General features: G+C 36.2%; 24 protein-coding genes. 22 read left to right on the top strand and 2 right to left on the bottom strand.

Features of this window, described 5'->3' with window-relative positions:
* The first annotated feature begins 1 nt into the window (after position 1).
* The 5 genes from dagF (at position 2) to MOC86_RS01155 (ending at position 5,050) form a co-directional block, all read left to right on the top strand.
* Positions 2–757: a 2-dehydro-3-deoxy-phosphogluconate aldolase gene (dagF, locus tag MOC86_RS01135; protein WP_268582381.1), complete on the top strand. Its 756-nt coding sequence runs from the start codon at positions 2–4 to the stop codon at positions 755–757.
* Positions 750–1,766: a sugar kinase gene (locus MOC86_RS01140; protein ID WP_268582382.1), complete on the top strand. Its 1,017-nt coding sequence runs from the start codon at positions 750–752 to the stop codon at positions 1,764–1,766. The genes dagF and MOC86_RS01140 overlap by 8 nt, the downstream gene beginning before the upstream one ends.
* A complete protein-coding gene (locus MOC86_RS01145) occupies positions 1,766–2,491 on the top strand; it encodes a GntR family transcriptional regulator (RefSeq protein ID WP_268582383.1) in 726 nt (241 codons plus the stop codon). Before MOC86_RS01140 ends, MOC86_RS01145 begins: the two co-directional genes overlap by 1 nt.
* 79 nt (positions 2,492–2,570) lie before the next feature.
* Positions 2,571–3,896, top strand: a complete 1,326-nt coding sequence (locus MOC86_RS01150) for a gluconate:H+ symporter (protein WP_268582384.1) — start codon at positions 2,571–2,573, stop codon at positions 3,894–3,896.
* Positions 3,897–4,192: 296 nt separating this feature from the next.
* Positions 4,193–5,050, top strand: a complete 858-nt coding sequence (locus MOC86_RS01155) for a dimethylarginine dimethylaminohydrolase family protein (protein WP_268582385.1) — start codon at positions 4,193–4,195, stop codon at positions 5,048–5,050.
* A 30-nt stretch (positions 5,051–5,080) separates the two neighbouring features.
* Here MOC86_RS01155 and MOC86_RS01160 read toward each other — a convergent pair whose 3' ends face one another.
* Both MOC86_RS01160 and MOC86_RS01165 read right to left on the bottom strand, forming a co-directional pair.
* Entirely contained in the window at positions 5,081–6,577 is a 1,497-nt protein-coding gene (locus MOC86_RS01160; protein WP_268582386.1) for a sodium:solute symporter family protein, read from the bottom strand.
* Complete coding sequence (locus MOC86_RS01165) at positions 6,577–6,780, bottom strand: DUF3311 domain-containing protein (protein WP_268582387.1); 204 nt, start codon at positions 6,778–6,780, stop codon at positions 6,577–6,579. The genes MOC86_RS01160 and MOC86_RS01165 overlap by 1 nt, the downstream gene beginning before the upstream one ends.
* Before the next feature lie 371 nt (positions 6,781–7,151).
* On the opposite strand from MOC86_RS01165, the gene MOC86_RS01170 reads away from it, so the two are divergent.
* The 17 genes from MOC86_RS01170 to MOC86_RS01250 all read left to right on the top strand — a co-directional run bounded on the left by MOC86_RS01170 (position 7,152) and on the right by MOC86_RS01250 (position 23,610).
* On the top strand, positions 7,152–8,033 hold the full coding sequence (locus MOC86_RS01170; protein ID WP_268582388.1) for a foldase protein PrsA: 882 nt from the start codon (positions 7,152–7,154) through the stop codon (positions 8,031–8,033).
* A 308-nt stretch (positions 8,034–8,341) separates the two neighbouring features.
* Positions 8,342–9,070 (top strand): amino acid ABC transporter ATP-binding protein, encoded by a 729-nt coding sequence (locus MOC86_RS01175; protein ID WP_019393769.1) that lies wholly within the window; start codon positions 8,342–8,344, stop codon positions 9,068–9,070.
* 25 nt (positions 9,071–9,095) lie between these two features.
* Positions 9,096–9,917, top strand: coding sequence for a transporter substrate-binding domain-containing protein (locus tag MOC86_RS01180; RefSeq protein ID WP_268582848.1), 822 nt, complete (start codon positions 9,096–9,098; stop codon positions 9,915–9,917).
* Between the two features lie 73 nt (positions 9,918–9,990).
* Positions 9,991–10,644, top strand: coding sequence for an amino acid ABC transporter permease (locus MOC86_RS01185; protein ID WP_268582389.1), 654 nt, complete (start codon positions 9,991–9,993; stop codon positions 10,642–10,644).
* A gap of 14 nt (positions 10,645–10,658) precedes the next feature.
* Positions 10,659–11,309, top strand: a complete 651-nt coding sequence (locus MOC86_RS01190; RefSeq protein WP_243514324.1) for an amino acid ABC transporter permease — start codon at positions 10,659–10,661, stop codon at positions 11,307–11,309.
* Between the two features lie 151 nt (positions 11,310–11,460).
* The gene (locus MOC86_RS01195; RefSeq protein WP_243520964.1) at positions 11,461–12,027 is read left to right on the top strand and encodes a shikimate kinase; all 567 of its coding nucleotides are present in this window, start codon (positions 11,461–11,463) and stop codon (positions 12,025–12,027) included.
* A gap of 181 nt (positions 12,028–12,208) precedes the next feature.
* The gene (locus MOC86_RS01200) at positions 12,209–14,830 is read left to right on the top strand and encodes an endonuclease (protein ID WP_268582390.1); all 2,622 of its coding nucleotides are present in this window, start codon (positions 12,209–12,211) and stop codon (positions 14,828–14,830) included.
* A 163-nt stretch (positions 14,831–14,993) separates the two neighbouring features.
* Positions 14,994–15,104 (top strand): YjcZ family sporulation protein, encoded by a 111-nt coding sequence (locus MOC86_RS01205; protein ID WP_019393763.1) that lies wholly within the window; start codon positions 14,994–14,996, stop codon positions 15,102–15,104.
* A 193-nt stretch (positions 15,105–15,297) separates the two neighbouring features.
* Entirely contained in the window at positions 15,298–16,236 is a 939-nt protein-coding gene (locus MOC86_RS01210; protein ID WP_268582391.1) for a phosphate/phosphite/phosphonate ABC transporter substrate-binding protein, read from the top strand.
* Positions 16,237–16,326: 90 nt separating this feature from the next.
* Positions 16,327–17,097: a phosphonate ABC transporter ATP-binding protein gene (phnC, locus tag MOC86_RS01215; RefSeq protein ID WP_019393761.1), complete on the top strand. Its 771-nt coding sequence runs from the start codon at positions 16,327–16,329 to the stop codon at positions 17,095–17,097.
* A complete protein-coding gene (gene phnE / locus MOC86_RS01220) occupies positions 17,094–17,903 on the top strand; it encodes a phosphonate ABC transporter, permease protein PhnE (protein ID WP_268582392.1) in 810 nt (269 codons plus the stop codon). The genes phnC and phnE (MOC86_RS01220) overlap by 4 nt, the downstream gene beginning before the upstream one ends.
* Positions 17,900–18,703 (top strand): phosphonate ABC transporter, permease protein PhnE, encoded by an 804-nt coding sequence (gene phnE, locus MOC86_RS01225; protein WP_268582393.1) that lies wholly within the window; start codon positions 17,900–17,902, stop codon positions 18,701–18,703. The genes phnE (MOC86_RS01220) and phnE (MOC86_RS01225) overlap by 4 nt, the downstream gene beginning before the upstream one ends.
* Before the next feature lie 475 nt (positions 18,704–19,178).
* Positions 19,179–19,793, top strand: a complete 615-nt coding sequence (locus MOC86_RS01230; RefSeq protein ID WP_243520962.1) for a DUF47 domain-containing protein — start codon at positions 19,179–19,181, stop codon at positions 19,791–19,793.
* Between the two features lie 12 nt (positions 19,794–19,805).
* Entirely contained in the window at positions 19,806–20,804 is a 999-nt protein-coding gene (locus MOC86_RS01235; protein WP_243514297.1) for an inorganic phosphate transporter, read from the top strand.
* A gap of 70 nt (positions 20,805–20,874) precedes the next feature.
* Entirely contained in the window at positions 20,875–21,531 is a 657-nt protein-coding gene (locus MOC86_RS01240) for an MOSC domain-containing protein (RefSeq protein WP_268582394.1), read from the top strand.
* 271 nt (positions 21,532–21,802) lie between these two features.
* Complete coding sequence (gene surE, locus MOC86_RS01245) at positions 21,803–22,591, top strand: 5'/3'-nucleotidase SurE (RefSeq protein WP_268582395.1); 789 nt, start codon at positions 21,803–21,805, stop codon at positions 22,589–22,591.
* Positions 22,591–23,610 carry an ABC transporter substrate-binding protein gene (locus MOC86_RS01250; RefSeq protein ID WP_268582396.1) on the top strand — a complete coding sequence of 340 codons (1,020 nt, stop codon included), beginning with the start codon at positions 22,591–22,593 and terminating at the stop codon, positions 23,608–23,610. Before surE ends, MOC86_RS01250 begins: the two co-directional genes overlap by 1 nt.
* The last annotated feature ends 1 nt before the right edge of the window (position 23,611 follow it).

Consider the following 23,611-nt stretch of genomic DNA (forward strand, 5'->3'; position numbering starts at 1 on the left):
TATGTCAACAATTACAGAACGTTTTTATAAGGAACGTGTTGCTTTAAATGTATTAGCAAATAGTGTAGAGAATGCCAAAGAAGTATTTGAAGCAGCCGAAGGACATGTCTTAGTTGGTGTTCTTTCGAAAGACTATCCAACGGTAGAAGAAGCAGTAGCAGCAATGAAGAAATATGGAGAAGAGATTGAAGAAGCGGTATCAATTGGGTTAGGGGCTGGTGACAATCGTCAAGCTGCTGTCGTAGCAGAGATTGCAAAACACTATCCCGGAAGTCATATCAACCAAGTATTTCCTGCTGTTGGCGCAACACGTGCTAATCTTGGTGAAAAGGATAGCTGGATTAATAGTCTAGTTTCCCCAACAGGACGTGTTGGTTATGTAAATATTTCAACAGGACCTGTAAGCGCTGCACAGGATGAACAGGCAATTGTACCTGTTAAAACAGCAATTGCTCTTGTTCGCGATATGGGCGGGAATGCATTAAAATACTTCCCAATGAAAGGATTAACACATGAGGACGAATTCCGTGCGGTTGCAGTAGCATGCGGTGAAGAAGGATTTGCGTTAGAGCCAACAGGTGGGATCGACAAAGAGAACTTCGAAGCCATTTTACGCATTGCCTTAGAAGCTAACGTGCCGCAAATCATTCCTCATGTGTATTCATCAATTATTGATAAGGAAACAGGCAAAACAAACGTCAAGGATGTCCGTGAATTACTTGGAACAGTAAAGAAATTGGTGGATAACCATGGCTAAGAGAGTGGCTTCTTTTGGAGAAGTTATGATGCGCTTGCAAGTGCCAGGATATGAGTTCCTGTCACAAGCAAGCACATTAAATTATTCTTTCTCTGGTACAGGAGTAAATGTAACCTCAGCTCTAGCGCGTTTTGGCCATACGGGGTATCTTGTGTCTACATTACCAGATAACGCAGTTGGTGATGCGGCCGCATCCTATCTTCAGAAATTAGGGATTAACCAGTTGTTCATCCACCGAAGCGGGGATTATGTTGGAATGTACTTTTTAGAAAATGGATTTGGGGCGCGCCCTAGTCGCGTTACCTATTCCAATCGATTAGAAAGCAGTTTCAATACAGCTTCGGAAGGAACGTATAATTTTGAAGAAATTGCACGTAAAATCGATGTTGTGCATTTTTGCGGAATTACACTTGCGATGAATGATTCTATCCGCCAACATATGAAAACATTCGCGAAAGCGGTGAAAGAGAATGGTGGCACAGTTGTCTTCGATTGTAACTATCGTCCGTCCCTCTGGGGTGAGGACGGATATAAAAAGTCAAAAAGATATTATGAGGAAATGCTAGATTTAGCTGATATCGTCATGATGAACGAAAAAGACGCAATTTTTGTTCTTGGTATGAAAACAGAGAAAGAAGAACGTACAGAACAACTTGTGGAGCTTATTCCAGCCGTTGCAAAAAAGTACAAAATCTCTGTTATAGCGGGGACGCATCGGTCAATTAACGGTGACAATACTCATTCATTACGTGGTTTTATATTTAAGAATCAAACATTCACATTTTCTAAGACCGTCACGTTTTCTGTCTATGATAGAATAGGAGCAGGAGATGCTTATGCAAGTGGTATTATACATGGTGAGATGGAAGGCTTTTCACCAGAAAAAACAGTCGCATTTGCCGCAGCGGCAGGAATGCTTGCGCATACGGTCGTAGGGGATACCCCTATATCATCGGAAGCAGATATATTCCGAGCGATGACAGAATCAGTGGGCGATGTAGAAAGGTAGTGAATGTAACAGTGAACGTATCTCGAAAAAAAGGACCATTATATTTACAAATTAAGAATATCTTAAAGGATCGGATTTTACACGGTGTATATCCTATTAAAACGAATATCCCTTCTGAACCGCAACTGGAGAATGAATTCAATGTCAGTAAAATTACCATTCGAAATGCAATTAAAGAACTTGTTCAAGAAGGGTATCTCGAAAAGAAGAGTGGTAAAGGGACAAAAGTCATTCGCAATACTTCCGCTTCAAAACTTTCTAAAGGGAAACGTTTTACAGAAGTTTTAGTAGAAGAAGGTCATAAGATTCAAAGGCAGTTGTTGCAGGCAGAAGTTGTATGCAATGAAGAGGGAACAGAACCGTACCGATTATTTGGAGAGCATTGTCTTCGTGTTGAACGACTTTATCATCTTGATGATATACCGTATATCCATTATACACATTATGTAACGACACAAATTGAAGGCACTGAACGCTCAGACTTAAATACTCAATCCTTGTACGAAGTGATTGAAGAACAAGATATTTCTTTAGAAAAGTTTCGAGATCAGTTTGCTGTTGCTATTGCTCCTTCTTATGTAGAAGATAGATTACATGTAAAAAGGAAGACACCTTTATTAAAACGATTGCGCTATTCTTATGATGAAATGGGTAATTTGATTGAGTATAGTGAAGGGTACTACAATACGGAAATGCAACATTATGTTGTAAATTATGATGTATAAAGGCAGCGAGAAAATGTAGCACTCTTTTCTCGCCGCTCTTATGAAAGCGTTTACTTAGTGGGGGAGAGAGGGATTGAATATGGATATATATGTATTAACTATTACTTTATTATCTATTGTAATTGTTATTTTAGGAGTATCATGGTGGAAATGGCATGCCTTTATTAGTTTGACTGTTGCAAGCTTATTTTTAGCCATTATGTCGGGATTATCAATGGATAAAATTGTTGGTGCCTATGAAACTGGGGTTGGAAGTGTTTTAGGGCATTTGGTTGGAATTTTAGCATTAGGGACAATTTTAGGGAAAATCATGTCAGATTCAGGTGCTGGAATGCAAGTAGCCGATTTCTTTGTTCGATTGTTTGGAGTGAAGAAATTACCGTGGGCAATGTTATTTTCAGGTTTTATCATCGGAATCCCTGTCTTCTTTGAAGTAGGAATTGTCATCTTATTACCTCTTGTTATTTCTATTCGTAAAACAACAAAACAAAATATTTTGCTAATTGCGATACCTGTTATTGCGGGGCTATCTATTGTACATGGTCTTGTACCCCCACATCCAGGAGCTATGACTGCAATCGGTATTTATAATGCTGATCTCGGAAGAGTCCTTCTTTACTCACTCATTATTGCCCTACCTACAGCTATCATCGCAGGTCCATTGTTTGCAAAATGGGTGCATAAACGAGTGATTCCTGAAGGAGAGCCAGAGTTAGTTCGTGTGAATACAAGTCTACAAAAATTACCAAGTGTAAGAGTTTCATTTTTCGTTATTCTATTACCTGTTCTATTGATGATCTTGTCTGTTGTCGCACCATATATCACAATGCCTAATGTATTGATGAATTTCTTCGTATTTATTGGTAGTCCTGTCATTGCGCTTCTCATCTCTTGTTTCGCGGCCTTCTACCTACTTGGCATGCGTCAGGGGATGGATAAAAACTTCATTAAAAAATTAACAGATGAAAGCTTATTACCAGTTGGCTCAATTATTTTGATTATTGGTGCTGGTGGTGGTTTCAAACAAATTCTTATTGATAGTGGCGTAGGAACAACGATTGCGAATATGTCCGAAAGTTTATCTCTATCTCCCATTGTTTTAGCATTTATGGTAGCCGGATTAATTCGAATTGCAACAGGTTCAGCAACAGTTGCTTTAACAACAGCAGCCGGAATTGTTTCCCCCATTATTGCAAATATGTCAGGTGTGAACTTGGAATTACTTGTTATAGCAACAGGAGCAGGATCACTCATGCTCTCACATGTAAACGATGCTGGTTTTTGGCTAGTAAAAGAATACCTAGGATTAACAGTAAAAGAAACCTTTAAGACATGGACAGTAATGGAGACATTGCTTTCATTTATCGCTTTCGGAGCTGTTTTATTGTTCGATATGTTCATTTAAAGGCAAACTCCTTCTGCAGATCTGTAGAAGGAGTTTGTCTTTATTTTATAAGGGAAAAGTACTTTGATGGACACGTAAATTTGAAGTACAGATGTGAGAGCGGAAAACTTTGGTGGAATGGATATATTAGGGATATAGTCTGAAGGAAGAAACAAGAAGATAATAGAAGACTATATACATAACTAGATTCAATCTGATATAGTCGCAGCCCATCTAGGCCATCGAAATTTCTACATGTTATATCTTCATGAAAAACGGGAACAATAAACATAACGTATATAGAGGAGGAAAAAAACTTGCTACCAGAACAATCATTTCAACCACTTGTTCCAAGATGTAACACTGAATATGAACCATTACGTGATGTGTTTTTATGTGAACCAAAGCATATGACAATTGTCGATGTGATTAACGAAACACAGAAGCATTTTAAAGATGAAAATATTAACGTCGAAAAAGCCATGGCACAGCATAAACAGTTTGTAGATACGTTAAGAAAGTATAATGTAAATGTTCATCTTTTAACTCCTGGTGAAGATCGTCCAGAGCAGGTTTTTGCAAGAGACATCGGCTTTACGATTGGAGGTAAAGTGTTTATTGCTGGTATGAGCAATGATATTCGTTTTGATGAGCAGAAAGTGTTAAAGCAGGAGTTAAAAAGCTTAGGAATCGATTACATAGATTTAAAAGGGACGAACATTGAAGGCGGAGATGTTGTTGTTGATGGAGATCATGTTTTTGTCGGAATTAGTGACCGTACAACAGAAGAAGCAGTAGACGTATTAAGAGGGCATCTGGAAGGCTATGAAGTTGTTCCTATTCCATTTCATCCTAAATATCTCCATTTAGACTGTGTATTTAATATTTTATCTCCAAAGGAAGCTCTTGTATTTAGAGGAGCAATGGAAGAGAAATATGAAACTGTATTAGCGAAACATTATGATTTAATTCATGTTGAAGAAGATGAACAGTTTACGTTGGGAGTGAACGTGCTTTCAATTGGAAACAAAAAGGTCATCAGCTTGCCAATTAATAAGAATACAAATAAAGAATTGAAAAAACGAGGCTATGAAATCATTGAAGTGGATATTACAGAAATTATTAAATCAGGCGGTTCCTTCCGCTGTTGTTCAATGCCTATTATAAGAAAATAAAAGAGCGGCTTTTAAAGCCGCTCTTTTATTTTATGCACTTTTAGAATTACCTTCCTCTTTATTCGTACTATAGAATAGTGTGTTTACAACATCATTTCTAGAACGCTGTGCTTTTTTTACAAAGAAAGGATTTATAATGGCCATTGTTACGACGTTTGCGCTAAGGCCCCAGAAACCTTCATAAATACCAAAGGATGAACCTGTTGAATAAACCGTAAAAGTTACAATAAGTCCGACTAAGAGTCCAAAGGTAGTTGCTTCTTTTGTTTGATTACGCCAAAATAAGCTGATGACAATTGCCGGGAAAATCTGAACCATTCCAGATACTCCTAAGAGTTGTAAAGAAACAAGAGCTTGTGGGAAAAGGAGCCCAAATAAAAGAGCAAGGCCAATAACAACAAATACCATTGAACGAGTTACAAGTGTTAATGTTTTAGGAGTTACATCTGGCTTAATCAAATCGCGATAAATGTTATTCGCAAATAGATTTGATGCTCCGATTGCCATGATTGAACAAGGAATTAAAGAAGCAAGAGCAATTGTTGAGTAAGCAAGTCCTTGTCCAACTCCACCGTATGAAATTTGAATGAGATTTAATAGAGCGAACTTTGGATTTGTATCTTCAGGAAGAACCAGAGCAGCGACAAACCCAAGGAAAATAACGAGAATAAGCACAATATTATATAAAGGCAAGAAGATAGCATTTTTACGAAGTGAAGCTGCACTTTTTGCTGTAAATACACCTGTTGCTGCATGAGCCCACATAAAGAGCGCAAGTGCTGATACAAGGGAAGCGGTAATGAACCATGGAATTCCTTTTGGACCTTCCGTTGGGAGTGTAAGCATTTCAGGTGCTTCTTGTGAAATCTTATTAATCATTGTTCCCCAGTCCCCAAAATGAATAATAGGAAGAGACACAACCATGAAAAGCATAATAACCCAAACTAAAATATCTTTAATAATAGCTGTATACGTAGGACCTTTAATTCCGCTAAAAAATGTATAAAGACCAACAAGAAGAAAGGAGATAATAACAACTACCTTTACATTGATATAACCTGTACCTGCAGCAGTAAGAGTGTCTTGAATCCCGCTAAGCTGTAAGCAAATGTAAGGGATAAGCATAAGTACACCAACAATAGCGATTAAAGAAGATAGAAACTTGCTGCTAAACCGTTCACGAGCATAATCGGCAAGTGTTGTTAAACGATGTTTGTTTGCGACACTCCACAGTTTTGGTAAGAAAAAGTAAGAGATGAAAAAAGCAATAACAGAATATGGAATCGCAAAGAAAGCAGTGCTCCCTCCTTGGTAAGCAGTACTTGTTAAACCGAGGAACGTATATGCTGTATAAAGATCTGCCCCAACTAATAGCCAAACAAGAATACTACCAAAACGTCTTCCTCCAACAGACCATTCTTCAACAGAGCTTCGCGATGATTTGTCCCGCCCTGCTAGAAAACCAATAAAGACAACAGCTAAAATGATACAACATGTGATTAACAGTGCTGTTAAATTTCCTTGCATTACTCAACATCTCCTTCTGTACTTTGTACACGATAAATAATAAATGTAATAATAGGCGTTAAAATAATCCAAAGAAAGAGCCAAAAATGAAGTAGTGGTAATCCAAAAATAATAGGATGAATGCGGTTTACGAGAGGTAAAAAAGCAAACTGACCTATAAATGGAATTAATGATAATAAGAATATTGTGAATTTTTTGTTCAATTTAAATCCTCCTATCTTACGTATGACCAACTAGGTTGTGATAATGTTCACTATGATAGCAATTCTGACATAATTAAGCAAGAGAATATTATTAAAATAGTTTGATAAAATAGAAATTTTAAAAAATAACGCTTTCATCTTAAGTTATTTATTTTTAATATTGTTTTTCAATTTACATAAAGGAAAAAGAAAATATTTATAAAAAATAGGCAGCGGACATCTTCCTGACACATTCAATTGTTACATTATGAAAGAAGAACAAAAGAGCTTATGCTTATCTCCATAAAGATGCCTCTCTCCGGCATAAGCTCTTCCCTGTAAAAAATACATGCTAAACAAGCATTATAGAATAGAAAAAAGGAGTTTAAAAGATGAAGAAACTATTTAAACGTAAGGTTATGTATATTATTTTAAGCGTAGCTCTTGTCGCACTCATTGTTTGCGGTGGATGGGTTTATTCAAAAGAAAAAGTTGTTGCGAGCGTTGACGGAAGCGATATTACCAAAGACGATGTGTATAACCTTCTAGCAGACCAAAATGGAGCAGCAGCTGTTGATACTCTTATTACCGAGAAGATTATCGATAAAGAAGCCGAAAAGGAAGATATTAAGATTACGGCTAAGCAAGTGAATCAAGAGTTGGATGATTTAAAAGAACAATATGGTGGAGAAGATGCGTTTAATCAGACACTTGAAGCAAGTGGTGTGTCGTTAAGCTCTCTTAAAGAAGATATTAAAAAGAATAAAGAGATTGAAGAACTTTTACGACCATCCATTAAAATTACAGAAAAGGAAATGAAAGAATACTTTAATGAAAATAAAGATAGTTTTGCACAAGCAGCGCAAGTGAAAGCAAGTCACATTTTAGTTGATGATGAAAAAACAGCTAAGGAAATTAAAGAGAAGTTAGATAAAGGAGAAGATTTTGCAACATTAGCGAAAAAATATTCCACAGACACGGCAACAAGTGAAAGTGGTGGAGAGCTTGGATACTTTGAAGAAGGCACAATGACTGATGAATTTGATAAAAAAGCTTTCTCGATGAAGAAGGGAGAAATTAGTGACCCTGTCAAAACAGACTATGGCTATCATATTATTAAGGTAGAAGATGTTAAAGAAGCCAAACAAGCAAGTTATAAAGATAGCAAAGCACAAGTAAAAGAAGCAATCTTCAACGAGAAACTTCAAACAGAATATTCAACATGGTTAGAGAAGAAGAAAAAAGAATATGATATAATAAACAGTTTTGAATAATAAAAGACCTCCCCTTTTAGCATACCTATGTTAAAAGGGGAGGTCTTTCTTGTTTGAAAATAAATCTTTTGGATTATATAGAAAAAGTTTAAAAAAAGTTTTAGCTATATTATCTATATGAAGTAATACATATTAACTATATATGTGTAAGAATCTGTAACAAGCTTGTTTACTTTGATAGAGAAAGGTGTTAGAATTTACTAAAATATCAGAAGATTTTGACATATACACTCTTTAACTTTATATAATTGAAGTAAGCTTATCTTTATTTAAACGTGTATAGATAAAAAGCACTTAGGGGGCCCATTATGATTACATTTGAGGGAGTTAACAAGCATTATGGAGATTTTCATGTTTTAAAGGATATTAACCTCGAAATTCATAAAGGAGAAGTTGTCGTTGTAATTGGTCCATCTGGCTCTGGAAAAAGTACAATGCTTCGCTGTATTAATAGGCTTGAAACAATCTCAGATGGCAAGCTTCTTGTGAACAGCGCAAGAGTAGATGATAAAAAAACGGATATTAACAAGCTTCGTCGCAACATTGGAATGGTATTTCAGCACTTTCATCTTTATCCACACAAAACAGTGCTTCAAAATATAACACTTGCTCCAATGAAAGTACTAGGGATTTCCCAAGAAGAAGCAAAAGAAACGGCTATGTATTATTTGAATAAAGTTGGCATTCCTGACAAAGCTTCCTCGTATCCATCACAGTTATCAGGAGGACAGCAGCAGCGTGTTGCCATTGCAAGGGGCCTTGCAATGAAGCCTGAAGTTATGCTTTTTGATGAACCAACCTCTGCTCTTGATCCAGAAATGATTGGAGAGGTATTAGACGTTATGAAAGCTCTTGCGAAAGAAGGAATGACAATGGTGGTTGTAACACACGAGATGGGTTTTGCTCGTGAAGTAGCAGACCGTGTCGTCTTTATGGATGAAGGAAGAATCATTGAAGAGGCTACACCGGCTGAATTTTATGCGAACCCGCGTGAAGAGCGAGCTCGTTTATTTTTAAGCCGTATTTTAAATCATTAATTATTTAGGGGGAGTAGCTGTGTCGATGAAAAGATTACTAAAGACAGGACTTATTTCATTAATAGCTGTTGTTTTACTTGCAGGCTGTGGAAGCGGAGGAAGTAAAGAAACTTCTTCTTCAAGTGATGGGAAAAGTACACTAGAACAAATTAAAGAGAGAGGCAAGCTTGTTGTTGGAGTTAAAACTGACACTCGTTTGTTCGGATTGAAGAACCCGAGCTCAGGAGACATTGAAGGATTTGACATTGATATTGCTAAACAGCTTGCCAAACAAATTCTTGGAGACGAAAATAAAATTGAACTTAAAGAAGTTACGTCAAAAACACGCATTCCGATGCTCCAAAACGGAGAAATTGATGCAATTATTGCGACGATGACAATTACAGATGAGCGCAAGAAACAAGTTTCATTCTCAGATGTTTATTTTGAAGCAGGACAGTCTTTACTTGTGAAAAAAGGAAGCTCTATTAAAGGAATTGATGATATTAAAGCAGGAACTAAAGTTTTAGCTGTTAAGGGTTCAACCTCAACTCAAAATATTCGTGAAAAGTCTCCGGAAGCAACTGTTTTAGAGTTTGAAAACTATGCTGAGGCATTCACTGCTTTAAAATCAGGGCAAGGGGATACGTTAACAACAGATAATGCTATTCTTTATGGTATGGCAGATCAAGATTCAAACTATACGCTTGTTGGAGAACCATTTACAGATGAGCCATATGGAATTGCGGTGAAAAAAGGTGATGACGAGTTTGTAAAAGAAATCAATAAGGGCCTCGAAAAAGTGAAGTCAGATGGAACCTATGATGAAATTTATAAAAAGTGGATTAAAGAAGATCCATCAAAATAGAAAGCACCATTTTTAAGCAGGATAAGCATTTGCTTGTCCTGCTTCCTTTACTAGAGCAAAGGAGTGAACATCTATGCTTGATTTCTCAATTCTCACCAACAATTGGGATTTATATATACAAGGATTTAGAAACACAGTTTTAGTAAGCTTAATTGCACTTGTAGCAAGTTTTGTATTAGGTGCTATTATTGCTGTTATGAGGATTGCCCCTATTAAAATATTAAATACAATTGGAACTATATATGTAGAATTTATTCGTAATATCCCGCTTTTGCTTATTGCCTTTATTTTTTTCGTCGGTCTTCCTTCTATTGGAATTCGCTTAACTGGATTTGTAGCGGGAACAGTTGCACTCTCCATTTACACATCGGCTTTTATTGCAGAAGCCATTCGAGCAGGGATTATGGCAGTTCCTAAGGGACAAACGGAAGCTGCTCGTTCATCAGGTCTTACCTACTTACAAACTATGTTTCAAATCATCTTACCACAAGCAATCAAAATTGTTGTTCCACCGCTTGGTAACCAGTTTATTAACCTTGTAAAAAACTCTTCAATTTTAAGTGTCATAGCAGGACTTGATTTAATGTATTTTGGTGACTTAGTTGCATCTGCAACATTCGTAACGTTTGATGTTTACATTTTCGTTGCTCTGTTTTATCTTGTGCTTACAATTCCGCTTAGTTTGGGTGTTGGCTATTTAGAAAAACGGTTTGCACGTAGCAACTAGAAAGGAGTGGAACAATGGACTTTGTTGGAGCTTATTCAATGGATCACTTGCAATTTTTATTTCAAGGTTTTTTGGTCACACTAAAGGTTGCCTTTATTTCAATTATTCTCAGCTTTGTTATTGGAAGCATTGTTGGAATACTACGCTATGCTAAAATCCCTGTTGTTTCTCAAGTGCTCGCTGTCATTGTTGAGATTATTCGGAATTTACCGCTATTGTTAATTATTTTCTTTACGTACTTTGCACTCCCTGAAGTGGGAATCAGCTTAGGGATTACAGTTTCTGCTATCGCTGCTTTAACCATCTTTGAATCAGCTATGTTATCCGAGATTGTAAGAAGTGGTTTAAAATCAATTGAAAAAGGACAGATTGAGGCTGCTCGTTCATCAGGTCTTACTTATACTCAAACAATGTTTGGGATCATTCTTCCTCAAGCATTAAAAAGAATGGTTCCTCCAATTGTGAGCCAATTTATTTCCCTGTTAAAAGATACGTCTCTTGCCGTTGTTATTGCTTTACCAGAGTTGACTCATAGTGCGCAAATTATTAATGGACAAAATATTAACTATGTATTGCCAATCTTCTTATTTATTGCCGTCATGTATTTTGTTGTAAATTATGGTTTATCTCTTGTAGCGAGAAGACTTGAGAGTAAAACAGCATAGTGATAAAGAAAGGAAGGCGTTTAAGGCGTGCTTCCTTTTTTATTCAGCAATATAGTACCACTCTTGTCTTTCTTCCCTTATAATGAAAATAATGAAGAGAACTTGTAGCATATTCACATACGAGGGAAGAAAGGATTGAACAGAATATATGATGAGTTATATGAGACAAATCCCTGTAAGGGAAAAAAATATTGTATTAATTGGTTTTATGGGTGTTGGAAAAACAACAATTGGTCAACTAGTAGCGAAAAAACTTTACAGAGATTTCATAGATATAGATGTGGAAATTGAGAAAAATGAAAAAATGCTTATCAAAGATATTTTTAGTAAATATGGAGAGAAAGAATTCCGCCGTATTGAAAGGGAAACAATCGCTGATATTTGTCAGGCTAAGCGCTGCAAAGTTGTCTCCCTAGGAGGAGGAGCTTTTCAACAAGAGGAAGTTCGCAACGTTTGTTTAGAAAACTGCATTGTCCTATTTCTTGATTTGTCATGGGATCGTTGGAAGGAACGGTTGGATCTTATTATTGAAAGCAGACCTGTTTTACACAATCGTACACTTGAAGAAATGCAGGAGCTTTTTAATGCAAGACAAGATGCTTATTCAAAGCATAACTCAAGAGTTCAGACAGACAATCTTGTAGCTGAAGAAGTTGCTGATTATATTGTTGATACCTTAAAACTTGGTTGGGATATTTATCAACCTCAAAAAGATTAAGATAGAAGCCTAAAGCGATCAAGCTTTAGGTTTTTTTAATTTTGGATGATAGAATATAACGATTAAATGGAAAATTTAGAAAAATTTACGATAATTTAATATATAGTTCATTTTATGCGAATATTTGCCATATATCCTTTTAAATAGAACGATCATATTACAAGATGGAGGAGATATACAAATGTTACATAGGTGGTTAGGAAAATGTGGTCTTGTAATGCTTATGCTTCTAGGCATATTTACGATGTATCCACTAACAAACGGACAAGCTGAAGGTCCAAAAGATCCGGCTCCTGAAATTGTTCCTAAAAATGCAAATGGGTTGAAAGTTTTATTTGACAATACTCATGCCCAAACAGCGGGAGCAGCAGATTGGGTGATTGATGGAGCTTTTTCAGATTTTGCCAACGGAATTGCTAACAATGGTTATTATGTAAAAGAATTACGAAAAGAAACGCCTATTACTCTCGATGATTTATCTCAATATGATGTGTTTGTAATCCCAGAAGCAAATATTCCTTTTAAAACATCTGAACAAGAAGCAATGATTCAATATGTGAAAGAGGGAGGAAGTATCTTTTTTATTTCTGATCATTATAATGCTGATCGAAATAAAAACCGATGGGATTCATCAGAGGTAATGAACGGTTACCGTAGAGGAGCATATGAAAATCCTGCAAAAGGTATGACAGCAGAGGAAGCTTCTTCAAAAGCGATGGAAGGAGTCGAAAGCTCAGATTGGCTTTCAGATCACTTTGGCATTCGTTTTAGATACAATGCACCAGGAAATATTAATGCAAATAAAGTTGTTTCTTCAAGTGAATCATTTGGTATTACAGAGGGAGTTCAAACAGTTGCAATGCATGCTGGTTCTACACTTGCTATTACAGATCCTTCTAAAGCAAAGGGAATCGTTTACTTGCCTGAGGGGCTGGATGCAGGGGATAAGTGGAATAATTCAGTTGACCAAGGGATTTACTTTGGTGGAGGAGAAGAGGAAGGACCTTATGCAGCTATTTCGAAACTAGGATTAGGAAAAGCAGCATTCATTGGAGACTCTTCTCCTGTTGAAGATATAACTCCTAAGTATAAACGAGAAGAAACAGGTGGAACAAAACGTACGTATGATGGTTTTAAAGAAGAGGACGATGCAACGCTTTTACTTAACACAATCGATTGGCTTGCAAAAGAGGAGAGTTATACTTCGTTTGAAGAAAAGGGTATTCCCCTTGATGAGCCTTCTCCTATGCTAGAAACAGAAGAGCCAGCAAATTCAAAAGAGCCTCAAGCAGAGCCTTGGTCACAGCCTGCAAAAGGGTATAAGTGGTACGATGCTTCAACATTTGCTTCTGGTTCATATGGCTCATCAGAAAATCCACCCGTTCAGGCTTCTTATGAACTTATTCATCAAGATATATTGCCAAATAACGACGAATTCCAACTTCGTATAAGTGCAAAAGGAGTAGAACCAAATGCAGAAATAAGTGGTCTACAAATCGGAATGTACGTTGAAGGAGGAATGCAAGTAGCCCAAGTAAAAAGTGAAAATGGTATATGGCCGTCCTCTTATGGGTACAGCACGCCTTTTTCGTTAAAAGCGGGTCCAAACGGTGAAGCAACTATAGATTTAAAAATGAGAGTGAAGGAAGGGACAAAAGGAGACGTTAATCTACGCTTAAGGAAAGACGGAGAAAATGTACTAACTAAGTCTGTAAAAGTTGATGATGTGGCAATCCCTCCCCTTCCAGAAGAAAATACAAAAATAACAACAATTAAACAAGCTAGACAAAGTGAACTTGGCCAAATGGTAACAGTTGAAGGGATAGTAACATCTCAACCAGGAATTTTTGGTGGGCAAGGTTTTTATATACAAGATGATACAGGAGGGATCTATGTTTTTCAGCATGAAGCTGATTACAATGTTGGAGATCAGCTAAGAATAACGGCTCAAACAGATGTATATAACGGAGAATTTGAATTAGTTAATCCAGCTTCCATTGAGAAAATGGGAAAGACACAAGTTCCAGAACCAAAAGTTGTTACCAGCTTAAATCAGGAAAATCAAGGCGAGAAAGTTCGGCTTAAGGAAGGCAAAATAAGCAACATTACTTCTGGCCAAGGAGCGTTTGAGTTTGATCTTAGCCATGAGAACGATATAACAAAGGTTCGAGTTGATCATAGAACAGGAATAACACAAGATGAATTCCATCTTCTATATAAAGAAGGAGATATAGTTACGATTAACGGAATATCATCTAATTTTAAAGGAACATATCAGCTTAAGCTATTGAGTTTAGATGCTATTGAGAAAGTCGTTTCTCAAGATATCACACCGCCAACAATCGAAGACATGAGCGATATGTCTGTATTTGTAACAGATGAGTTTTTACAAGAAATTCAGGTGAGAGATGATCAAAGTGGAGTAAATGATGTTATTGTCACACTCAATGGAAAAGAAAGCAATAACCTTCACTTAGCGCCAATGGAGCTAGCTCCAGGAAAGTATCCTGTTACAATTCGCGTAACAGATAAGGCAGGAAATGAGACATCTAAAACATATGAGCTTCTTGTTAAGCTTGACGTAGATCATCTTGATGAGTTACTAGAAGCTGGAAATGAAAGAGAATATCTTAAAAATAAAGGAGCGTTTGTTTCCCTTTCAAAGCAGATTTCAAATATACAAAAGGCAAAGTCTTCTTATCTTCAAGAACAGAAGTTAGAAAAACTGCTTCGTCATATTGATAAACAAAGTGGAAAAAAAGTAGCCGAAGAATTTGTTCCATACTGGAAAATTATAGAGTAAGAAAAAACCTTAGTATAGACTCTATACTAAGGTTTTTTCTGGATATTCGCCCATTCTATCTAGATTACTTCACCATCTCTTCTAAAATACATACGATACAAGTAACAGCTCAGCAAAAAGAGCTGCCCACAAAAAATGATTTTGTAAAAGGAGAGGTTTACTTATGGGTCAAGGATGTAATGATGGTTACGGTGTAGGTTTCGGCGGAGGTTTTGCTTTACTAGTTGTTCTTTTCATTTTGTTAATCATCATCGGCGCATCTTACTGTTGTTAATAAGAAATAAAAGGTGGCTCTCAGGAAGAGTCACCTTTCGATTTTATAAAATAGATGTAATAAATTCTGACGAGTTTACAGAATATTAATCCAAATTAACATATAATTTACAGCAGGAAAATATACAGTAAATATTTGGTTGGTAAAGTTTGTATGTACGACAAAACACTACATATTTTTTAGGGGGCATAATATGTTTAAGAAACTGATAGGAGTTAGTATGTCAGTTGCACTTGCTGCAGGTGTACTAGCTGGTTGTGGAAACAATGAGGAAGCATCAACAGCTTCTGAATCTAACGGAGAAGGCGCAGAGAAAAAAGAGCTAACTGTACAATTTGTTCCGTCACAAAACGCTGATACGCTTGAAGCAAAAGCAAAGCCGCTTGAAAAGCTATTAAGTGACGAGCTTGATAGACCTGTGAAAGTTAGTGTTTCTACAGATTACAATACAATTGTAGAAGCAATGGCTTCAGAGAAAGTAGATGTTGGCTTCTTACCACCAACAGCTTATGTTTTAGCAAAAGACCAAGGAGCAGCTGACGTTATTCTACAAGCTCAGCGCTATGGAGTAAATGATAAAGACGGTTCCCCAACGGACGAGCTTGTTGATTCTTATAAGTCTATGTTCATCGTGAAAAAAGACTCTGGTATTGATAGTTTAGAAGATTTAAAAGGGAAAAAGATTGGCTATCAAAACGTAACATCTTCAGCAGGTTATGTATGGCCAGCAGCCTCTTTAATGGACGTTGGACTTGATCCGCTAAAAGATGTACAACCTGTGACATTGAAAGGTCATGACCAAGCTGTTATTTCTTTATTAAATGGAGATATTGATGCAGCTGTAACATTCCAAGACGCACGTACTATCGTTCAAAAAGATTACGAAGATGTATTTGATCAAACAAAAGTAATTCATTATACAGAGCCGATTCCTAACGATACTGTTGCTGTTCAATCTGATATGGACGAAGACTTAAGAAAAGACATTCAAGAAGCGTTTATTAATATCGGAAAAGATGAAGAAGGCAAAAAGATCATTCGCGATATCTATACACATGAAGGTTATGTAAAGTCTGATGATAGCAAGTTTGAAATTGTACGAGAATATGGAGAAAAAGTAAAAACAGAGTAGTGAAATGAGGATTTTAGAGAGAAAAATCAAGATGGCTGAGCCTTCAGCCATCTTTCTGTTGTCTATACTTACAAGAGTGGGGGATTCCAAATGATTGAATTTAAAAATGTATCTAAAGTTTATCCAAATGGAACAAAAGGATTAAATAATATTAACTTAACGATGCAAAAAGGAGAGTTTATCGTTGTTGTAGGACTTTCAGGAGCTGGGAAATCTACTCTTTTACGTTCAGTTAACCGGCTACATGAAGTAAGCGGGGGCGAGATTATTGTGAATGGAAAATCCATTACAAAAGCAAAAGGAAGAAACTTGTATGAAATTCGCCGTGATATTGGAATGATTTTTCAAAACTTTAATCTCGTGAAGCGTTCGTCAGTTCTTCGTAACGTTTTATCTGGTCGTGTTGGCTATCATTCAACATTACGTATGATGTTAGGGATGTTTCCGCAACATGACAAAGAGCTTGCTCTAAAGGCGCTTGATCGTGTAAATATTCTAGAAAAGGCTTATTCAAGAGCAGATGAGCTTTCAGGAGGCCAGCAACAACGTGTTTCAATTGCAAGGGCGCTTGCTCAAGAGGCAAAAATTATTTTAGCTGATGAACCTGTTGCTTCTCTTGATCCTCTTACAACAAAGCAGGTGATGGACGATTTAAAAAGAATTAATGAAGAGCTTGGTATTACGACTGTTGTTAATCTTCATTTTATTGATTTGGCACGTCAATATGCGACAAGAATTATTGGTCTTCGAGCAGGAGAAGTAGTATTTGATGGAAGTGTTGATGAAGCAACAGATGAGAAGTTCGCCGAAATATATGGGCGTCCAATTCAAGATGAAGAACTGATGGGTGTTGCAAAATGAAAACTGTTCAAGTTAAACAAAACAAAATCGTTCACTATAACAAAATGCCTTCAAAGAAAGTGAAACATATCCTAACTTTTATACTTTTACTTCTATTCATTTATTTGAGTGGAAAGCAAGTTGAGTTTTCACTTTCTAGCTTAGCAACGGGTTTACCTAACATGGGTGATCTTATTGTTCAAATGGTTCCACCAAACTGGGCATACTTTTCAAACATTACAGCTCCTATACTAGACACTTTGCGTATGGCGGTTCTTGGGACAACATTCGGAGCATTGCTAGCTATACCAATTGCCTTATTATCTGCTCGTAATATTTTTCAAACAAAGGTTATTACAATTCCAGCTCGCTTTGTTCTAAATTTAATCCGAACAATTCCAGATCTGCTTCTGGCGGCAATCTTTGTAGCTATTTTTGGAATTGGCCCGATTCCAGGCGTATTTGCTCTAACTGGCTTTTCACTTGGGATCATTGCTAAGCTTATCTATGAATCAATTGAATCGATTGATAAAGGACCGCTTGAAGCAATGACAGCTGTTGGAGCTAATAAAGTAAAATGGATTATGTTTGGAGTTATTCCTCAAGTTCTTCCACAGTATATTTCTTTTGTATTATATACATTTGAAGTTAATGTGAGGGCTGCAGCTGTTTTAGGTCTCGTAGGCGCGGGAGGAATTGGTCTGTTTTATGAACAGACGCTCGGATTTTTTGAATACGACAAAACATCTTCACTTATCGTCTATACTCTTATTGTTGTATTAATTATTGATTATATTAGTACAAAAACAAGGGAGAAGTTAATATGAATAATATATCGTTGCAGCAACCGAAAAGAACAGGGAAAAAGATTCGTAATGGTGCAATTTTAGCCATTGTTATTGCTATTTATGTTTGGGCTTTCGCAGGGATGCCAGCTCTTGAATTTAAAGATACGTCTAAAGAAATAGTTTCTGCTATTTTCTCAGGACTTCTTCACCCAGACTGGGATTATGTGTATTACCCAGATGGAGAAGACTTGCTTCGAGGTCTTTTAGATACGTTGGCAATCGCGCTTTTAGGTACTGTTATTGCAGGGTTATTATGTGTACCTTTTTCATTCTGGACGGCAAAAAATATTGTAAAGAATAAAGGGATTTCTGGTGCAGGAAAGTTTGTGCTAAGTTTTATTCGTGTTTTTCCAGATATTATTATGGCCCTTCTTTTCATTAAAGCTGTTGGCCCTGGATCATTTTCTGGAGTGCTTGCTTTAGGTATCGGCTCTATTGGAATGCTTGGTAAACTTTTTTCAGAAGATATTGAGAGCATTGATTTAGGACCAACAGAGGCACTTGTTGCAACAGGAGCAAATCCTATAAAAGCAATCTGGTTCGCTGTTCTTCCACAAGTATTACCGAGCTATCTGTCATTTCTTTTGTATCGATTTGAAATTAATGTTAGAGCAGCAACTATCCTTGGGGTAATTGGGGCTGGAGGAATTGGAACTCCCCTTATTTTTGCCCTAAGTGTAAGGGATTGGGAACGAGTAGGAATTATTGTGCTAGGTATTATTATTATGGTCGCAATAATTGATTTCTGCTCAGGAAAAATCCGAGCACGTCTCACATAGAGAAAAAACCGTCTTTCAATAAAGGCGGTTTTTTTGTCCTCATTTTATAAAATAGAGAAAATTATTCTATAATATAAGGGGAAATAAAGGAATTAAATAGGACAATTTACATAGTTGAAATTTAAAAGTATAGGCACAATTGTAATGAGTAGCGAAAAAGAGAGAAAAATGTAGTAGATTATCGTTCTCTGTTTCACTAAAGGTATGTTATAATTTGTTTCGTGCTTTTAATAAAAGTACAAGCTGCGGAACGGATGAAAAATGGAAATAAGGATAGGCTAAAATGATAAGTCGTTTATTATTAGAGAGAAAATGATAAACGAGCTTTTTAAAGAGAAATAAAAATGCTGCTTTTTAGGAATGCTTTTATTAAAAGGGTTTTTAAAATTAAGTATATTTCTAATTTATTATTGCATAAAGCATGTAAATGTTCATTTTGGCTCTATGATAAATATTGGAGGGTTTGAAAGTGGCAATGAGAAAGAAAAAAGATAAATTTTCATTACTATTAATGGAAATTGCGAAAAATTTGGATGAAACAGCGGATTTCTTTGTGAACTTTAAGGTAACAAATCAGTCCACTTTGAAAGAATTTGCGGACAAACTTAAAGAGTTTGAAACAAAAGGAGATAATCACGTACATGTTATTATTCGCGAATTGAATAAAGCATTCATCACACCGATTGAGCGTGAGGACATTCTTCAACTTACAATGAGTATGGATGATGTTTTAGATGGTATTGAAGCATTCTCAGCTTCAATGGAAATTTATTCTATTACTGAAACAGATGAGCATATGGATAAGTTTATTGGCTATATTCGCGAATGTGTTCGCGAAATCTTAGTAACAATTGAGCTTTTATCAAACAATCGTCTTAAAGATATCCAACCACATGCGATTAAGATTAAAGAATACGAGCACAATTGTGATAATTTACTTCGTAAATCTTTGAAGAACTTGTTTGCTCTTGTAAAAGATCCAATCAAAGTTATTCAATATAAAGAAATTTATGAAACACTTGAAGAAATTGCAGATAGCTGCCAAAATGTAGCAAACAATCTAGAAACTATCATCATGAAGAACGCGTAATGAGGGATTAGTATGGATTCTTTATTTGTCTTAACCATTTTAATTGTCATTTTTGCTTTAGCTTTTGATTTTATTAACGGATTTCATGATACAGCAAATGCAATTGCAACATCTGTATCAACGAAAGCTTTAAAACCACGTCATGCAATTATTTTAGCCGCAGTTATGAACTTTATTGGAGCAATGACGTTTACAGGGGTTGCTAAAACCATCACTAAGGATATTGCAGATCCCTTCAAGCTCGATAATGGACTAGTTGTAATTTTGGCTGCGCTTATTGCAGGGATTGCATGGAACTTGATCACTTGGTATTACGGAATTCCAAGTAGTTCTTCACATGCCATCATTGGGGCGATTGCAGGAGCAGTTATTGCTTCTTCTGGTTTTGGAGCTATTAACTATAATGGATTTATTAAAATTATTGAAGCACTTCTTATTTCACCAATCCTTGCCTTTGTTGTTGGGTTTATTATGTATACTATTATTAAATTGGTTTTTAAAGATAGTAACTTATCCAAAACAAACAAGCAGTTTCGTCGTGTGCAAATTTTGACTGCAGCTGTTCAGTCTTATACACACGGAACAAACGATGCCCAAAAGGCGATGGGGATTATTACAATGGCTTTAATTGCAGCGAACTTACAAGAAACCGATGAAGTTCAATTTTGGGTACAGCTTTCTTGCGCAATTGCAATGGGTCTTGGAACATCTATCGGTGGATGGAAAATCATTAAAACTGTTGGCGGGAAAATTATGAAAATCCGTCCTGTAAATGGAGTAGCAGCAGACTTAACAGGAGCAGCTATTATCTTTGGAGCTACATATATTCACCTTCCTGTTAGTACAACACACGTTATCTCTTCTTCTATTTTAGGGGTTGGCTCTGCTCATCGTGTGAAAGGTGTAAAATGGGGAACAGCTCAGCGTATGATTATTACATGGATTATTACGCTTCCGATTTCTGCAGCACTTGGAGCAATTATGTATTTTATCTTAGATTTATTTTTATAAGAGAAAGCGTAGGAGGTATTCCTACGCTTTTTTGTTTGTTAAAATAAGGTTAAAAAAAGGGGGGAGAGTTTTGCAAGGACAAATAGTATCCGTTAATGTTGGAAAACCAAAAGAGTTAATTTATAAAGGAAAAAGTATTCAAACAGGTATTGAGAAACAGCCTGTAGATAAACCTCTTTTATTAACTAAAGTAAATTTCGTTGGAGATGGTCAAGCAGATCTTGTAAATCATGGGGGAGAAGATAAGGCAGTATGTGTTTATCCATTTGAACACTATGCTTATTTCAGCAGTGAAGTAGGGCTTTCTCTTTCTTATGGAGCCTTTGGAGAAAATCTAACGCTCTTTGGATTGACAGAAGAAAAGGTATGTATAGGTGATGAATTTCAGATTGGAGAAGCTGTTGTACAAGTAAGTCAGCCAAGACAGCCGTGCTTTAAATTAGCTCATCGTCATGACACAAAAGATCTTCCACTTCGTTTTCAGGAGACAGGTTATACAGGGTTTTATTTTCGTGTTCTTTCAGAAGGAGTAGTTTCTAAAGAAGACTCAGTTCAATTTTTAAGACGGCATCAAGATGAAATTACGATTTCATACATAAATGAAGTACAGTATAAGGATAAAAGTAATAAAGAAAAAGTGAAAAAAATTTTAAGTGTGCCATTTCTATCCCAAAGCTATCAAAAGACGTTTATGAAACGGTTACAGTTATTAAAAAAGCAGAACTAGATTGTACTAGTTCTGCTTTTCTAATTGTGAAGGACGTGTAAAGAGTTAACATATTTTTTATAAAAGAAATGATGAAAAATCAAAAATAAGCCTATTTATAGCCCTTTTGCTTACTCAATTCTTTAATTATTATCATATAGGACATTTACATAATGAATAAAAAAAGTATAAAGAATATTTATATGTCCTTTATAAATGTTCTTTAAAATAAAACTACAAGAAATATGTTATAAATGGTTACGGAAAGAAATAAAGAGAGGTGAACAATTCTATGCGTTTCTTAATTACAAGCAGTAGCGGAATATTTTCACCTGCTGTAGGATCCATCGTTGAAGTTCTTAACCATTTTGGCGAAGTTTTCGTTGTTTGCCCTCATAAAGAGAATTCTTTGGCAGGTTATACGGTTACATTACATAAGCCACTAAAAGTTACAGAGCTAACGGCTTTTGGAGCTGAAATAAAATCATGGGTTGTAAACGGTACTTCAGTGGATTGCGTGAAAATTGGTATTGAGAAATTGATTAAGAAAAAAATTGATTTTATTGTCTCAGGTATACATATAGGCTCACCGTCAGGAAGAGATCTTGCTTACTGCGGAGATATAGCAGCAGCAATGGAAGGCACGTTTTTTCAAATTCCGTCTCTTGCTCTTTCAATAGATGGTATAGAAGAAAGTGAGGTAAACTTTTCGTCTTTTAAAAAATATTTCAATGAGCTTATAGAAGTATTCCTAGCTCATAAACATCCAAAAGGAGTTTGTTTTCATATTCATTTCCCCATTTTGACAGAGAAAAACTGTCAAGGTGTAAAAGTGGTGGATTTTGATTTTACTTTTAGTCGCTACAAGTACGTTACCATACATGATGATCATCAGGATTTTTATGTACTACAACAAAAGGTGAGCGAAAGAAAAGATAAAGAAACTAGAGAGAACAACTCAACAAGAGCGAGTTACATAACTGTTACACCTTTAGAAAACTTAATAAGTCAACGAAAGCATATTCGTCAATTAGAAAGATGGTTCAAAGACAAACAAATTATAGAGAAGGAGTTGCCATAATGAAGAAGAATTGGTTACTGAACGCTTGTCTTGTTCCAGTTCTTTTACTTAGTGCGTGTGGAACAGAGAGCAGCAGTGGAGAAGAACGTAAGCAAGGGGATGTAGGAGGCACGCTTGAATTTTATACTTCACAACCTGATGAAGATGTTACAAAGCTCATTGAAGGGTTCAATAAAAAATACCCTGATGTAGAAGTTAAAGCTTTTCGTTCTGGAACAGAGGAAGTAGTGGGGAAGGTTCAAGCAGAAAAAAGAGCAGGGGATGTAAAAGCAGATGTTATGCTTGTAGCAGATAGTGTTACATTTGAAAAGTTAAAAGAGCAAGATTTGCTTTTGTCCTATAAGTCGAAAGAAATCGAGCATATACCAGACGATTTTGTGGATGATGATTATATGTATACAGGCACAAAAATGATGGCAACAGTGCTAGCTGTAAATACGACAAATGTGAAAGAGCCTAAAGAAACGTGGAGCGTGTTAACTGATAAGAAAACAAAAGGGAAAGCTGTGATGCCAAGTCCTTTATATTCAGGAGCTGCGGCTTATAATGTGGGCGTTATGAGCAGACAGAAGAATTTAAATTGGAATTTCTTTGACGAGTTAAAGAAAAACGATATGACCGTCGTACAAGGAAATGGTGCAGCATTAAAAGCAGTTGCGAGTGGCCAAAAAGACTACGGACTTGTTGTGGACTATCTTGCTTTACGAGCTAAAAAAGAAGGATCACCTATTGAACTCATTTATCCTAAGGAAGGAGTTCCGGTTATTACAGAACCTGTTGGTATTATGGAAGGTACAAGAAATGAAAAGGCTGCAAAAGCATTTGTTGACTATATTCTGTCAGAAGAAGGACAAAAGCTTTCTGCTAACCTTGGTTACGCACCTATCCGACAAGAGGTAGAGGCACCTGATGGTTTAAAATCAATGGAAAGTATTCAAGTATTAGACTCCCCGTTATCAGAGCTGTATAAATCTCGAGAAGAAGATAAGGAGCGGTTTAAAAGAATTTTCGGAAACTAGA

The sequence above is a fragment of the Priestia endophytica genome, from assembly GCF_026790145.1.
GTDB lineage: Bacteria > Bacillota > Bacilli > Bacillales > Bacillaceae_H > Bacillus_I > Bacillus_I endophytica_A.

What these genes read in the sequence shown, in the direction of transcription:
- dagF (WP_268582381.1), top strand. Translation starts at nt 2, where the DNA reads ATGTCAACAATTACAGAACGTTTTTATAAGGAACGTGTTGCTTTAAAT.
- MOC86_RS01140 (WP_268582382.1), top strand. Translation starts at nt 750, where the DNA reads ATGGCTAAGAGAGTGGCTTCTTTTGGAGAAGTTATGATGCGCTTGCAA.
- MOC86_RS01150 (WP_268582384.1), top strand. Translation starts at nt 2,571, where the DNA reads ATGGATATATATGTATTAACTATTACTTTATTATCTATTGTAATTGTT.
- MOC86_RS01160 (WP_268582386.1), bottom strand. Translation starts at nt 6,577, where the DNA reads ATGCAAGGAAATTTAACAGCACTGTTAATCACATGTTGTATCATTTTA.
- MOC86_RS01170 (WP_268582388.1), top strand. Translation starts at nt 7,152, where the DNA reads ATGAAGAAACTATTTAAACGTAAGGTTATGTATATTATTTTAAGCGTA.
- MOC86_RS01175 (WP_019393769.1), top strand. Translation starts at nt 8,342, where the DNA reads ATGATTACATTTGAGGGAGTTAACAAGCATTATGGAGATTTTCATGTT.
- MOC86_RS01180 (WP_268582848.1), top strand. Translation starts at nt 9,096, where the DNA reads ATGAAAAGATTACTAAAGACAGGACTTATTTCATTAATAGCTGTTGTT.
- MOC86_RS01185 (WP_268582389.1), top strand. Translation starts at nt 9,991, where the DNA reads ATGCTTGATTTCTCAATTCTCACCAACAATTGGGATTTATATATACAA.
- MOC86_RS01190 (WP_243514324.1), top strand. Translation starts at nt 10,659, where the DNA reads ATGGACTTTGTTGGAGCTTATTCAATGGATCACTTGCAATTTTTATTT.
- MOC86_RS01195 (WP_243520964.1), top strand. Translation starts at nt 11,461, where the DNA reads ATGAGTTATATGAGACAAATCCCTGTAAGGGAAAAAAATATTGTATTA.
- MOC86_RS01200 (WP_268582390.1), top strand. Translation starts at nt 12,209, where the DNA reads ATGTTACATAGGTGGTTAGGAAAATGTGGTCTTGTAATGCTTATGCTT.
- MOC86_RS01205 (WP_019393763.1), top strand. Translation starts at nt 14,994, where the DNA reads ATGGGTCAAGGATGTAATGATGGTTACGGTGTAGGTTTCGGCGGAGGT.
- MOC86_RS01210 (WP_268582391.1), top strand. Translation starts at nt 15,298, where the DNA reads ATGTTTAAGAAACTGATAGGAGTTAGTATGTCAGTTGCACTTGCTGCA.
- phnC (WP_019393761.1), top strand. Translation starts at nt 16,327, where the DNA reads ATGATTGAATTTAAAAATGTATCTAAAGTTTATCCAAATGGAACAAAA.
- phnE (WP_268582392.1), top strand. Translation starts at nt 17,094, where the DNA reads ATGAAAACTGTTCAAGTTAAACAAAACAAAATCGTTCACTATAACAAA.
- phnE (WP_268582393.1), top strand. Translation starts at nt 17,900, where the DNA reads ATGAATAATATATCGTTGCAGCAACCGAAAAGAACAGGGAAAAAGATT.
- MOC86_RS01230 (WP_243520962.1), top strand. Translation starts at nt 19,179, where the DNA reads ATGAGAAAGAAAAAAGATAAATTTTCATTACTATTAATGGAAATTGCG.
- MOC86_RS01235 (WP_243514297.1), top strand. Translation starts at nt 19,806, where the DNA reads ATGGATTCTTTATTTGTCTTAACCATTTTAATTGTCATTTTTGCTTTA.
- surE (WP_268582395.1), top strand. Translation starts at nt 21,803, where the DNA reads ATGCGTTTCTTAATTACAAGCAGTAGCGGAATATTTTCACCTGCTGTA.
- MOC86_RS01250 (WP_268582396.1), top strand. Translation starts at nt 22,591, where the DNA reads ATGAAGAAGAATTGGTTACTGAACGCTTGTCTTGTTCCAGTTCTTTTA.